Genomic DNA, 12,269 nt, shown 5'->3' with positions numbered 1-12,269 from the left:
CATACCCATGCGTCCATCGACCCGAACCTTCGCGATCCTTGCCGTCGCCCTGCTCTCGCTGGGCGCCGTCGGCTTGGCCCTCGGCGATTCCGACGACGACGATCACGACAGGCATGAAAAAGGCGACGGTTGGCTGAAATCCCGCCCCGATGTCGCCCCGGTCGTGAATACAACCTACAGCGAGGAATGCGGCTCCTGCCACATGGCCTATCAGCCGGGCCTGCTGCCCGCCGATGCCTGGACGCAGATCATGAGCCCGGCCGGGTTGAGCGACCACTACGGCGACGACGCCTCGCTGGCCGACGACGTCCGCGCCGATATCACCGCCTTTCTGCTGAGCAACTCGGCCGACCAAGCCGAGCGTTCGCGCTCGCGGGCCTTTGCCGTGAGCGCAAACACATCGGCGTCGGGCCAAGCGACGGCGCTCCCGCGCATCACCGAGACCCGCTATTTCCTGCATGAGCACGACGAGATCCCAGGTCGTCTGGTGACCGGCAACCCGGAGGTCGGCAGCTTCAGCCAATGCAACAGCTGCCACCGAGGCGCCGCCGAGGGCGTCTACAACGAAAAGCAGGTCTCCATCCCCGGTCATGGGCGCTGGGACGACTGAGAGACTGCTCGGGCTGCGTCGAGATCTGACCTCGATCTCCTACCCGGTGGCCGAATGCGGCATGTACCTCGGTCGGCCGCCGGGACTCAGTTGAAAACAGCAACAGCGGGTCCGGATCGAGCAAGCGCATCCTGCGGCGCTATTCGGTTTCGGATCGCCCGCAATCCGGACTCGACCGAGTCTCCGTCAAACGGTCTAAGGCGTCGGCGATCGGTATGAGGACGCGGGACACCGTGGCCGCCCAACCTCCATATTCTTCCCACAGTTCCTCCGCAGCCACGTCAACCTCTGCGCGTATCTTGGGCGTCGGAAAGGCAAACCTGCCTGACCCACCATCACGAGCGCAACGGAGGATATCGACCGTGAACAAGACCGCTGCCGCGCTTACCATCGGCGCCGCAACCCTCAGCGACACCGCTACCCTGGCGCAGCCACCCACCCTTTCGGTATGGCGTGTGAACGCCTCGCGCCGCTTGGTTCTTCTCTACCAGGCTGCTCCGGGCCCATTGCGCGGCTTGATGCGTACGGCGACCCGGCTCTTGCCGACATCGCTTAGGGAGCGTCTCCGAAACAGGCTATCAAAGGCACAGGATGACCTTGTGGCCAGCGGGCTGCTTGGCGCGCGCACTGCTTCACGAGGCAAGCCAGGCGAGACCTACGTGGATATCTCCGCTGCCGACGATGCAGTCGACGTCATCATTTTGCCCATTATCGATTGGGATTTGCGCACGCAGCGACCCCAACACCTGGCAGCAGGGCTCGCGGCACGGGGACACCGCGTATTCTTCATATCATTGCACTTCTTGGGTTCCGCCGAGCCCCGCCGTTGGCTGATCGAACGCGAGGTCGCGACCGGTGTCTACGAGGTACGGCTCGGCCGCATCCCGCAACATCGCATCTACACCCACCCCCCCTCCGCCGCGATCGCCGACCTGATGGCCGAGGCGTTGGACGACCTCCTCGCGACGGTGGGCTCGCGGACAGCCACCGCGGTGTTGCAGTACCCCTACTGGTCTCCGGTTGTCGAGCGACTGCCGTCGCTGCGCTGCGTCTACGACCGCATGGACCTGCATACCGGCTTCGGGATGGCCTCTAGAGCCATGGAGGATCTCGAAGCGGCTTTGATCAGGGGCGCGGACAGCGTGGTGGTCTCGTCCGAGGGGCTGGTGCCTGCGGTGCGCCCCGATGCGACGCTCGTGCGCAACGCGGCGGCTGCCGAACCCTTCCTGGCGGTACCGACTCGCGCCCGCGATGCCGACGCGCCGCCGTTGATCGGTTATTACGGCGCCATCGCCGATTGGTTCGATGCGGACCTGCTGCTCGACGTCGCCCGCGCCCGACCGGACCTTCGCTTTGAGCTCGTCGGCGCCGTCAGCCGCCCGGGTCTCGGACCGGCCGATCTCCCGAAGAACGTTGTCGTGCGCGGCGAGGTGCCGTTCGGATCGCTACCCGACATCGTCGCAAGGTGGGACGTGGCGACCATCCCTTTCATCATCAACCCGCTCACGGTTCACACGGATCCGGTCAAGGTCTACGAGTACCTTGCGGCCGGCCTTCCCGTCGTCAGTACGTCGCTTCCCGAGATCAAGCGGCTGTCCGATGTGGTGTCTTTCGCCGACGACGCGCGGTCCTTCGCCGCGGCGCTCGATGCGGCCATCGCCGTTTCCCGCAATCCCGCAGAGATCGCGGCACGGCGGGCGCGGATCGAGGGTGAGACCTGGTCTGCGCGTAGCGAGCGCCTCCGCACCCAGCTCGACGCCAAGCTGCCCCGCATCTCGGTGATCATTCTCAGCTACTGCAACGAGGCGTTGACCCGCCGCTGCATCTCGTCGGTGTTGTCGCGGAGCCGCTACCCGGACCTGCAGGTCGTCGTCGTAGACAACGGCTCGGACGACGGCAGCCCCGCCTACCTGCGAGGGCTCGCCGAGACCGACGAGCGTGTCGAAGTCATTCTGGAACCGCGCAACCTCGGCTTCGCCGCCGGCAACAACCGCGGCATCCAGCGCGCGGACGGGGAGATCCTGGTCCTGCTCAACAACGACACCGAGGTCTTCGACGGCTGGCTGCACCGGATCATCGAACACCTCGCCGATGATCCCGGCCTCGGCCTCTTAGGTCCGGTCACCGACAACATCGGCAATGAGGCGAGGGTTCGGGTGCCGGTCGGCGCCGACCTTGCCTCAGTCGCTCGCTTGCGCGCCGTGGAGCATCGCGGCCGGCGTCTCGTGACCGAAACGGTGGCCTTCTTCTGCGTCGCGATGCCGCGGGCCGTGATCGACGACGTGGGGCTGCTGGACGAGGGCTTCGGTCTGGGTTTTTTCGAGGATGACGACTACTGCAGGCGTGTAGGCGCATCCGGTCGGCGGGTCGCCATCGCCGAAGACCTATTCATCCATCACAAGCTGTCCGCGACCTTCGATCGCCGCAAGAACCCTGAGCATCGGGCGGTCTTCCATCGCAGCCAGGCCTATTACGAGAGTAAGTGGGGGCCCTGGCACCCGCACCGCTACAGGAGCGAGCCAGCATGACCGGCGTCTTCGTCTTCGGCGCGCCGCGCTCCGGCACCAGCGCCCTGTCCTGGGCCCTGGCGCAACACCCGGGCATGTGGGTGTCGTCGGAGACCGATTTTTTGCTGCCCCTTTTCGGTCGCGGGAACCTCGATCGCGCCTATCGCGTGTCCTTCGATCGTCCGGACAACGGTTGGTTGCGCAAGCATGATGTGGCGCGCGCGGAATTCGCCGCCCATCTGGGACTCGGGGTGGCTGCCCTGTACGCCTCGCGCAGCACCGCGCCGGTGTGGGTGGACTCCACGCCAGGCTACGTTTTGATGGCGCGCGAGCTCGCCGAGCTGCTTCCCGATGCGCGGTTCCTGCACCTGGTCAGGGACGGCCGTGCCGTCGTCGACTCGATGCTGCACTCGGGCTTTACATCACCCTGGGCGAGATCTTTCGCAACGGCTTGCGCGACCTGGCGCCACTTCGTCGTGAAGGGTCTGGAAGCCGAGAAGATGCTCGGCGATCGTATCCTGCGCGTGTCCCACGCGCGATTGCTCAGTGAGCCGCAAACCATGCTCGAGGAGGTGTTGAGCTTCCTGGGTCAGCCGCAGCATCCAGGGCCGGCAGCCTTTATCGCCGGCTCACGCATCAACAGCAGTTACGACAACGAGCGGCCCGGTGACATTCGTCGCGCCAAGGATACCGCTTCCCTGCATGTCGAGCGTTGGCGGTCTTGGAGCTGGATGCGGCGAGTCCGCTACGCAGGGATCTGCGGTACCGTCCACCGCACGGCAGGTCTGACGCCGTGAAAGTCCTCAGCGTCATCGGAACACGCCCGGAGGCCATCAAGATGGCACCCGTGATCCGCCGCCTGGAGGCCGATCCGGAGATCGAGTCGCGCGTTGTTGCGACGGCTCAACACCGCGAGATGCTCGACGCGGTCATCGAGCGCTTCGAGCTGCGCATCGACGCGGACCTGGACGTGATGGCGACGGATCAGCCACTCGCTCGGTTGACCGCCCGGCTGCTGCGCAAACTCGATCCCGTCCTGGAGGCGGAAGCGCCGGAGCTTGTGCTCGCCCAAGGCGACACGACGACCGTGATCTGCGCCGCACTCGCGTGCTTCTATCGCGGAATCCGCTTCGGTCACGTCGAGGCCGGTCTGCGTACGCACGACGTGAGCTCTCCGTTTCCGGAGGAGCTGAACCGCACGATCGTCGGCCGGCTCGCGACCGATCATTTCGCGCCGACCGCGGCAGCACGCGACAACCTCCTCGCCGAGGGCGTCGATCCAGGCAGGGTCGAGATTACCGGCAACACCGTGATCGATGCCCTGCTCGAGGTTGCGGCGATGGACCTGCCGATGGACCTTCCGGTCCATCCGAGCGCAAGGGTGCTCTTGATCACCGCACACCGGCGCGAAAGCCTTGGCGCTCCGATGCGCGCGGCCTTCGGTGCGCTGCGTGCACTCGCCGACGGCTACCCCGACGTGCAGCTGGTCTTCCCCGTGCATCCGAACCCGCACGTCCGTGCACTCGCTCACGAGGTACTGGGCGCACATCCGCGCATTCTCCTCTGCGCTCCCCTGAATTACTTCGACTTCGTCCGGCTGATGAAGCGCAGCTTCTTTGTCGTCAGCGACTCGGGCGGGATTCAAGAGGAAGCCCCGGCATTGGGCAAACCCGTGCTTGTCCTGCGCGATGAGACCGAACGGACCGAAGCCGTGGCCGAAGGCGTCGTAGAGCTGGTCGGCACCGATCCGGATCGGATTCTGTCATCGGCTCGGCGGCTCTTGGACGATGCAAAGGCGTATGCCGCAATGGCCCGCGGCGTATCTCCCTATGGGGACGGTCATGCAGCGCAACGAATCCACGCAGCCATCCGCCGCACCCTGTGAGCGTCGCAACGCGATCCGAGTGGCGATCGGCTGTCAGCCTGCCGCCGACGCGCAGGTTCTCGACAAGAACGGCAGAGCGGTGAACATCAAACGAGTATTTGCCCCAAACCAAGAGCAAATCAAACGCCGGCATCCATGTCCCCACCCCGGCAGTGGAGCCCCATCGTCAACCATCCGAGAGGAGTCTTAGAGTATGGTCAATCGATTCAAGCAACTTGCCGCGGGTGTCGTCGCGCTTGCGACAACCGGTGCGGCCATCGCCGGCCCGGGATTTCCGAGACCGTTCCCGCCGCCGGGAGCCCGCTACTATTCGGAACCCGCATATCCGGCGCGACCCGACGCCTGGATCGCTCCCGCCGTGACCGGCGCGATCGTCGGGGCGGTTCTCGTCGCGCAGCCGCGCACGGTGGTCGTCGAGCGCCCGGTGCAAGTCATCGAGAGCGCACCCGGCAAGACCTATAAGCGCGTCGAGATCTATATACCTGAGTGCCAATGCTATCGGACATATGACGTTCCGATCGATTGACGCGGCATCGGCGGACCCATTCCGGCCAAAACGGGCGCCGGGCACCGTCTCCGCCCGGCTGCCGCCGGGAGCGAGGGAGACGGCCCGGACGCCCGCATGTCGACCCGATGCTTGATTGCGCCTTACCCGGCCGATGAGAGTCGATTCGATTGAGAAGGCGCATGGACATATCGAGAGGTTCAGGCAAGATCGGCGTTTGTATTCCCCGCTCGGTAATCGGGTCGCTGCGCTCGGGCGCACGCCGCATCACGGAGAGCCGGATATCTCCGGCCGGGGACAACTGCATCAGCCGCACTCGGGAGCCGGGATATGGCTCAGATCAAATCGCCGCCGGACAGGTCCACCATCGCGAACGACCGACTGCTGCGTCTGGCCACCTACGCCTCGGTCGCCACGGCCTGTCTGCTGATCCTGGCCAAGCTTGGGGCCTGGCTGGTCACGGGGTCGGTCAGCGTGCTGGCCTCTTTGGTGGATTCGCTGATGGACGCCGGCGCCTCGCTGGTCAATCTGCTGGCGGTTCATTGGTCGCTGATGCCGCCGGATGCGGAGCACCGTTTCGGTCACGGGAAGGCCGAAGCCCTCGCCGCGCTCGGACAGGCGACCTTGATTGCCGGCTCGGCCGTGTTCCTCGGCGTGCAGGCGGTCGATCGTCTGCTGCATCCGCAACCCGTCGCGGAGGCCGGAGTCGGCCTGCTGGTGATCGGTTTCGCGATCCTGGTCACGCTGGCCTTGTTGGCCTTCCAGCGGCATGTCATCCGCCGGACCGAGTCGGCGGCGATTCGGGCGGATGCCCTGCACTACGCGACGGACCTGGCCACCAATGCCGCGACGGTCGTGGCCTTGCTGCTCGCCGCCGCCGGCTGGTCCGGATTCGATCCGCTGTTCGGACTGACGATCGGGGCCTACATCCTCTACAGCGCCTTGCGGATCGGCTTCGACGCCGTCCAACTCCTGATGGATCGCGAGCTTCCCGAAGCGGCACGCGGCCAGATCCTCGACCTTGCGGCATCGGTTCCCGGTGTGCTGGGCGTGCATGGATTGCGGACACGCCGATCCGGACAATCCCTGATCATCCAACTGCACCTCGCGCTCGAAGACACGATGCCGTTGATCGCCGCCCATCAGGTCGCGCTCGATGTCGAGGCGTGCATTCGTACTCTGTATCCGGACTCGGACATCACGATCCATCAGGATCCGGTCAGCCTCGGCGAAGAGGGCTTGCCTGGTTAAAACGCGCTCGGCGCGACCCTGCGGGATATCGGGCACAGAGTCGGCGATATCACGCACTCTCTTCTGTCTCCGATCAGTAAAACCTCAAATCCCGGTGAGCGGGCGAAAAACTTGGATAGGCTCATCCGCAACTCGATCAAGCAGACGAGACGCGCGGAGGCACATCCAATGAGCACAATAAAATTAAGGTCTTGCAGCTGTCCACTCCCGAACCTAGAGACGCGCCCGGCAACACTCCAAGCCCCGAACAGGACATCGATACCGGCACGACGCGATATCCCGCTCGGCAACCGTACAGGCAACGAGATCACCGCCGGGACCGGCATCCTGATCGCGATGCTGGCGGGAGCATCGCTCGCGCTCCGGGTCGACACCGCGACCGCGCAAACCCCGGATGACGGCGGCGTGGTCCTGCCCGAGCTCGAGGTGACCGCAGATCGCCCGGACGCCCTACCGCCCGCGACCTTCGTCGCACCCATCGTCGAGGTCACGCCTGGGCTGCCGGCGGACGGCGGCGACCTTCTGCGCTCGGTCCCCGGCGTGAGCGGCTCCCGAATGGGTGGTTTCGGGATCGACCCCATCATCCGCGGCCAGACCGCCGGGCAGCTCAACATCCTGATCGACGGTGCCCACGCCTTCGGCGGCTGCCCCAACCGGATGGACCCGCCGACGGTCTACGTGGATCTGGACAACTACGACTCGGTCACCGTCATCAAGGGCTCGCAGACGGTCCGTTACGGCGGCGGCGGAACCGGCGGCACCGTCCTGTTCGAGCGCGACACCCCCCGCTTCGAGCCCGACGAGGTCTTCCGCGCACGCTTCACCGGCGGCATCACGGACAACTCGCACACCGGCAACCTGGGCGCGGACGTCACCGTCGGCATCCCCGAAGGCTTTGCCCGCGCCACCGGACAGTATCAGACGGCGGACAACTACGACGACGGCAACGGCAACTCGGTGCGCAGCGCCTACAACACCGAGGGCGCCGGTCTGTCGCTCGGCCTCACCCCGAACGACGACACCCGTGCCGTACTGAGCTACGACTATACCCACGATTGGGATGTCCTCTACGCCGGCGCCGGCATGGACGGCATCTACAGCGACAGCGACCAGTGGCGTCTGCGGCTGGGTCAGGACACCCCGATCGGCCCCTTCGCCGCGGTAAACGCGGAGCTCTACAGTGTCTCGGTCGATCACCTGATGGACAACTACAGCCTCAGACCCTTGACCTCGATGTTCAAGATGCGCGCCCCCAGCACCGCCGATACCGCAGGCGGGCGTCTGACCGCGGATCTGGACGCGATGGGCATGAATTGGACCCTCGGGACCGATTATCTCCAGGTCGATCGCGATGCCGCACGCTTTTGGAACTTCCAATCAACAGCGGTCGATGTGCCCAATTCGTATCTCTGGCCGGACGTGGTGAATTCCGACCTCGGCCTCTTCGTCGAGATCGAGCGGCCCTTGACCGAGCACTCCCGACTCACCGCCGGGCTGCGCTACGACCGGACCGAAGCCAGCGTCTCGCGGTCGCGTGCCGCGCTTGTGCCCGTCGGACCGGCCTGGGTACGTTCCGCCGAGCAGTTGTATCAGGCCTACTATGGTGTCGGTGCCGAAGACACGGACGATGACAATCTCGGCGGATTCCTGACCTACGCGCACAACCTGGACGACGGCCTCTCCTTTTCAGTCGGGGTCAGCCGCACCCTGCGCTCGGCCGATGCCACCGAGCGCTACATCGCCTCGAACGCCGCGCCCTCGACGGTCGCGAACAATCAACGCTGGGTCGGTAACCCCGGCCTGGATCCCGAGGCGCATCATCAGATCGGCGTGACGCTGGCCAAGGTCGCCAAGCACTGGAACACCCAGCTCGACCTCTTTTACGATCGGGTCGACGACTACATCCTGCGCGATCGCGCCCACGGCCAGCCGGGGATCTTGCTGGCCGACGGCACCTTTATCTATCGGAATGTCGATGCCGAGCTCACCGGCGGAGAATGGACCGGCTCGCTCGAATTCGCCCGCCACTGGCGAGCCGGCGCGTCGCTGGCCTACGTCTATGCACAGAATCGAACGGACTCCACACCCATCGCCCAAACCCCGCCGCTCGGCGGCACCGTCAGCCTCGACTATCTCGCCGAGCGTTGGTCCGTCGGCACCCGGCTGAACTGGAACGACACCCAGGACCGCGTGGACGACGACCCGATCACCGGCAGCGGTCTGGACGTCGGCCCGACGGCCGGCTGGTGGATCCTCGACCTCTATGGTCAGGCGCGGATCACCAAGTTCGCAACCATCAGCCTCGGCGTGGACAACCTCTTCGATCGCGCTTACGCCTATGCCGTGAACCGCGCCAACGTCGATCCCTTCAACCCGGGTCCGGTGCAGGTCAACGAGCCTGGACGGCAGCTGTGGGCGCGGGCGTCGCTTGATTTTTGACGACTCAAGAACCGTCGCGTCGTCTTCAACATCAAGGGCAATGACTACCGGCTGATCGTCGCCATTGCCTATAAGCTACAGATCGTCTACGTGAAGTTCATCGGCACTCACAAGGAATACGATTCGGATGGAGCAGAGTGGCCTGTCCGTCAAAGACCTGGAACCCTTCATCGGCAAGAGCAACCGGGTCTACGAGATCCTCAATCGCAAACGTCCGTTGACGCTGCCCATGATTCGCAGGCTTCACCGGCACCTCGGTATTCCCGCGGAGGTACTGATCGCCGAAACGGTGACCAGGTGATCGTCAACACGGCGGCAAAACGCATGACCCCGGGGTAACCTCGGAACACCGAGGCGTGGACACTCAACCCACCCGCGTTCTCCTCCGCACTCGCTTTGAAATCCAGTTCAGCGCCAATTCAGGTTCGGGAACGAGACTGCATTCGGGTCGAAGACGACACATGGGTCGCCCTCGGCCGAGTCGGCTCGCTCTGCCTCAAAGGGAAGACGAGCCACAAAGGCTACTCATCCAACCCAAGGGGACCCGACGCATGCAGAGACCACGGCTGACGGCCATCGCTGTCTCGGTTGGGCTCTTGTCGGTCACGGGCGGTGCCATCGCCGGTGATCGGCTCGACCACGACGAGATCAAGCAACTGCGCGAGGCCGGGCAGATCCTGCCGATGGGCGAGGTGATGGCCAGCGCACAGACCGTGCAGCCCGGCCAGCTCGTCGAGGCCGAGCTCGAGCGCGAGGACGGCGCCTATCTCTACGAGATCAAGATCCTGGCCGCGGACGGGACGGTCCACAAGCTCGAGCTCGACGCCGCCACGGGCGAAGTGCTCGAGCGCTGAACCGCGCTGAACCGCGTCCGGCACGCCATGCGCTACTGTATCCTTAGGCAAGTTTTCGGTCACCGACAGACGCCGCAGCAGACGCGGTTCAGGATATTGAATTTTATTATCTTAAATCGCGTCGACTCCAAGGATCTCCTGTCGCTCCGGAGTTGGAGAGCTAGGCAAACGCCGCTTGTCAGTCGGGACGCGATTTAATGCGCCTGCTGCTGGTCGAGGATGACCTCGCCCTCGCGGCCGAGCTGCAAAAGGCGCTCAAGTCCTCCGGCTTTGTCCTGGATCACGCCGCCGACGGCGTCACGGGCGAGGCGCTCGGCGCCGGCGAGCCCTACGACGCCATCGTCCTGGATCTCGGGCTCCCCGGGCGGCCCGGATTGACGGTACTGCGCAATTGGCGCGTGCGTGGCGTGACGACACCTGTGCTGGTGCTCACCGCGCGCGATGCCTGGCACGAGCGTGTCGACGGACTCAAGGCCGGGGCCGACGACTACCTCGGCAAGCCCTTTCATATGGAAGAGCTGATCGCGCGCCTGAATGCCCTGACGCGACGCGCGGCGGGCAATCTGCGCAGCGGTCTGGAGGTCGGCGGGGTGTGTCTGGACGAGGATCTGCAACGCGTCGTCCTCGCCGACGGCAGCGTCCGGGAGCTGACCGGCACCGAATTTCGGCTCCTCCGCTATCTGATGCTCAATCCCGACCGAATCCTCTCCAAAACCAGGATCATCGATCACGTCTACGACCTGGAGGCCGACCGGGGCAGTAATCTGATCGAGGTTTACGTGCGGCGTCTGCGCGAGAAGATCGGCAAGGACCGCATCCAGACCCTGCGGGGTCAAGGCTATCTGTTCCCGCGCCGATGAGATCGCTGGAAGGTCGTCTACAACTCGGCCTGGCCGCCAGCCTGGTCATCCTGATCGGGGCGGTTTGGTGGGTCGGTCACGCGGCCTTGCATCGCACCGCGGACGCCTTCGTGCTCTCGAGACTCGAGCACGATGCCGAGGGGCTCGTCGGCGCACTGTCCCGCGCAGCCGACGGGCATCTGGAGCTCGGGCAGCAGCGTCTGACGCCGGTCTATCATCAGCCCTACTCCGGGCACTATTTCGTGATCGAGACGCACGACGGGCAGCGTATCCGGTCGCGCTCGCTCTGGGATCAGGATCTCGCCGGTCGGCCGCTTGCACCTGGCGTGTCGGACTATTGGCGCGCCGTCGGCCCCGAGCAGCAGCGACTGTTGGTGCTGGGAGGCGGCTACCGATTGGAGGACGGCGACTTCTCGCTTGCGGTCGCCGAGGATGTCACGCCGCTCGATCATGCCTTGGTGCACTATGAGAGGCTGTTCGCTGCAATGGCGGTCGGCGGACTGCTCCTGATGTTGCTGGTGCAGCGCTTCGTCGTCCGCCGGGCCTTCGCGACCCTGATCCCCGTCTACCGCGACATCGGCCGCCTGGAGTCCGGCGAGACCGTCGCCCTGACCGAGCAAGTGCCGAGCGAGATCCTCCCCCTGGTGCGCAAGCTCAACCGGCTGCTGCTGCTGTTTACCCTGCGCCTGGAGCGCTCCCGCACCGCGGCGGGCAACCTGTCGCACGCGATCAAGGGCCCGCTCGGGCTCTTGCGACAACAGCTTCTCGACCCCGCGCTGTCGGTCGATCCGCAGATGCGTGAAGCACTGATCGAGCAGGTCGAGCGCCTGCACCGTCTCGCCGAGCGCCAGCTCAAGCGCGCGCGCCTCGCCGGTGCCGGCGGGGCCGGCCTGCGCTTCGACCCTGACGAAGAGCTGCCGACCCTCGTCCGGCTCCTCGGCCGCATTCACGCCCCGAAGGTCCTCGACATCCAGCTCGACATCCGTACATCCGGCCCGCTCGATGTCGACCGGGAGGACATGCTGGAGCTGCTCGGCAACCTGCTCGACAATGCCTGTAAATGGGCGAACGCGCGGGTGAGGTGCAGCCTAGTGACGGAGGGCAAGGCACTGGTCTTCATGGTCGAGGACGACGGACCCGGCTGCTCCGATACCGAGATCGCAGAGATCACCGGTCGCGGCGTGCGTCTCGACGAGGAGGTCAGCGGCCACGGACTCGGCCTGGCGATCGCCAAGGAGATCGTCGAGAGCTATCGGGGGCGGATCTCCTTTCATCGCTCCGATCTCGGCGGCCTGTGTGCAGAGGTCAGGGTGCCGACGAGCGAATGAGGTGAAGCCTCGTTGCGCCGCGGTCGGTCG

11 protein-coding genes are annotated in these 12,269 nt (G+C 65.4%); all 11 read left to right on the top strand.

What is annotated here, in order from left to right; translation table 11 throughout:
* Positions 1-7 precede the first annotated feature (7 nt).
* Complete coding sequence (locus THIMADRAFT_RS13240; RefSeq protein ID WP_007193559.1) at positions 8-610, top strand: diheme cytochrome c; 603 nt, start codon at positions 8-10, stop codon at positions 608-610.
* 659 nt (positions 611-1,269) lie between these two features.
* The gene (locus tag THIMADRAFT_RS13235; RefSeq protein WP_158308383.1) at positions 1,270-3,138 is read left to right on the top strand and encodes a glycosyltransferase; all 1,869 of its coding nucleotides are present in this window, start codon (positions 1,270-1,272) and stop codon (positions 3,136-3,138) included.
* Positions 3,135-3,914, top strand: a complete 780-nt coding sequence (locus THIMADRAFT_RS13230) for a sulfotransferase family protein (RefSeq protein ID WP_007193557.1) — start codon at positions 3,135-3,137, stop codon at positions 3,912-3,914. Before THIMADRAFT_RS13235 ends, THIMADRAFT_RS13230 begins: the two co-directional genes overlap by 4 nt.
* On the top strand, positions 3,911-5,002 hold the full coding sequence (gene wecB, locus THIMADRAFT_RS13225; protein ID WP_040731326.1) for a non-hydrolyzing UDP-N-acetylglucosamine 2-epimerase: 1,092 nt from the start codon (positions 3,911-3,913) through the stop codon (positions 5,000-5,002). The genes THIMADRAFT_RS13230 and wecB overlap by 4 nt, the downstream gene beginning before the upstream one ends.
* Positions 5,003-5,195: 193 nt before the next feature.
* Complete coding sequence (locus tag THIMADRAFT_RS13220) at positions 5,196-5,528, top strand: hypothetical protein (protein WP_007193555.1); 333 nt, start codon at positions 5,196-5,198, stop codon at positions 5,526-5,528.
* 309 nt (positions 5,529-5,837) lie between these two features.
* A complete protein-coding gene (locus THIMADRAFT_RS13215; protein ID WP_007193554.1) occupies positions 5,838-6,758 on the top strand; it encodes a cation diffusion facilitator family transporter in 921 nt (306 codons plus the stop codon).
* Positions 6,759-6,926: 168 nt separating this feature from the next.
* Positions 6,927-9,197, top strand: a complete 2,271-nt coding sequence (locus tag THIMADRAFT_RS13210) for a TonB-dependent copper receptor (protein WP_007193553.1) — start codon at positions 6,927-6,929, stop codon at positions 9,195-9,197.
* 127 nt (positions 9,198-9,324) lie between these two features.
* A complete protein-coding gene (locus THIMADRAFT_RS27925; protein ID WP_007193552.1) occupies positions 9,325-9,498 on the top strand; it encodes a helix-turn-helix domain-containing protein in 174 nt (57 codons plus the stop codon).
* A 250-nt stretch (positions 9,499-9,748) separates the two neighbouring features.
* Positions 9,749-10,051, top strand: coding sequence for a PepSY domain-containing protein (locus THIMADRAFT_RS13200; protein WP_007193551.1), 303 nt, complete (start codon positions 9,749-9,751; stop codon positions 10,049-10,051).
* A gap of 197 nt (positions 10,052-10,248) precedes the next feature.
* Positions 10,249-10,911, top strand: coding sequence for a response regulator transcription factor (locus tag THIMADRAFT_RS13195; RefSeq protein WP_007193550.1), 663 nt, complete (start codon positions 10,249-10,251; stop codon positions 10,909-10,911).
* Positions 10,908-12,239 (top strand): sensor histidine kinase, encoded by a 1,332-nt coding sequence (locus tag THIMADRAFT_RS13190; protein WP_007193549.1) that lies wholly within the window; start codon positions 10,908-10,910, stop codon positions 12,237-12,239. Before THIMADRAFT_RS13195 ends, THIMADRAFT_RS13190 begins: the two co-directional genes overlap by 4 nt.
* The last annotated feature ends 30 nt before the right edge of the window (positions 12,240-12,269 follow it).

Origin of the sequence: Thiocapsa marina 5811 (assembly GCF_000223985.1) — a bacterium.
GTDB lineage: Bacteria > Pseudomonadota > Gammaproteobacteria > Chromatiales > Chromatiaceae > Thiocapsa > Thiocapsa marina.
Note: the sequence above shows the minus strand (reverse complement) of the source record. Positions and strands in the feature narration are given on the sequence as shown.

Excerpts from the sequence above, each read along its gene's own strand:
- THIMADRAFT_RS13240 (WP_007193559.1), top strand. The coding sequence starts at position 8 with ATGCGTCCATCGACCCGAACCTTCGCGATCCTTGCCGTCGCCCTGCTC.
- THIMADRAFT_RS13230 (WP_007193557.1), top strand. The coding sequence starts at position 3,135 with ATGACCGGCGTCTTCGTCTTCGGCGCGCCGCGCTCCGGCACCAGCGCC.
- THIMADRAFT_RS13220 (WP_007193555.1), top strand. The coding sequence starts at position 5,196 with ATGGTCAATCGATTCAAGCAACTTGCCGCGGGTGTCGTCGCGCTTGCG.
- THIMADRAFT_RS13215 (WP_007193554.1), top strand. The coding sequence starts at position 5,838 with ATGGCTCAGATCAAATCGCCGCCGGACAGGTCCACCATCGCGAACGAC.
- THIMADRAFT_RS13210 (WP_007193553.1), top strand. The coding sequence starts at position 6,927 with ATGAGCACAATAAAATTAAGGTCTTGCAGCTGTCCACTCCCGAACCTA.
- THIMADRAFT_RS27925 (WP_007193552.1), top strand. The coding sequence starts at position 9,325 with ATGGAGCAGAGTGGCCTGTCCGTCAAAGACCTGGAACCCTTCATCGGC.
- THIMADRAFT_RS13200 (WP_007193551.1), top strand. The coding sequence starts at position 9,749 with ATGCAGAGACCACGGCTGACGGCCATCGCTGTCTCGGTTGGGCTCTTG.
- THIMADRAFT_RS13195 (WP_007193550.1), top strand. The coding sequence starts at position 10,249 with ATGCGCCTGCTGCTGGTCGAGGATGACCTCGCCCTCGCGGCCGAGCTG.
- THIMADRAFT_RS13190 (WP_007193549.1), top strand. The coding sequence starts at position 10,908 with ATGAGATCGCTGGAAGGTCGTCTACAACTCGGCCTGGCCGCCAGCCTG.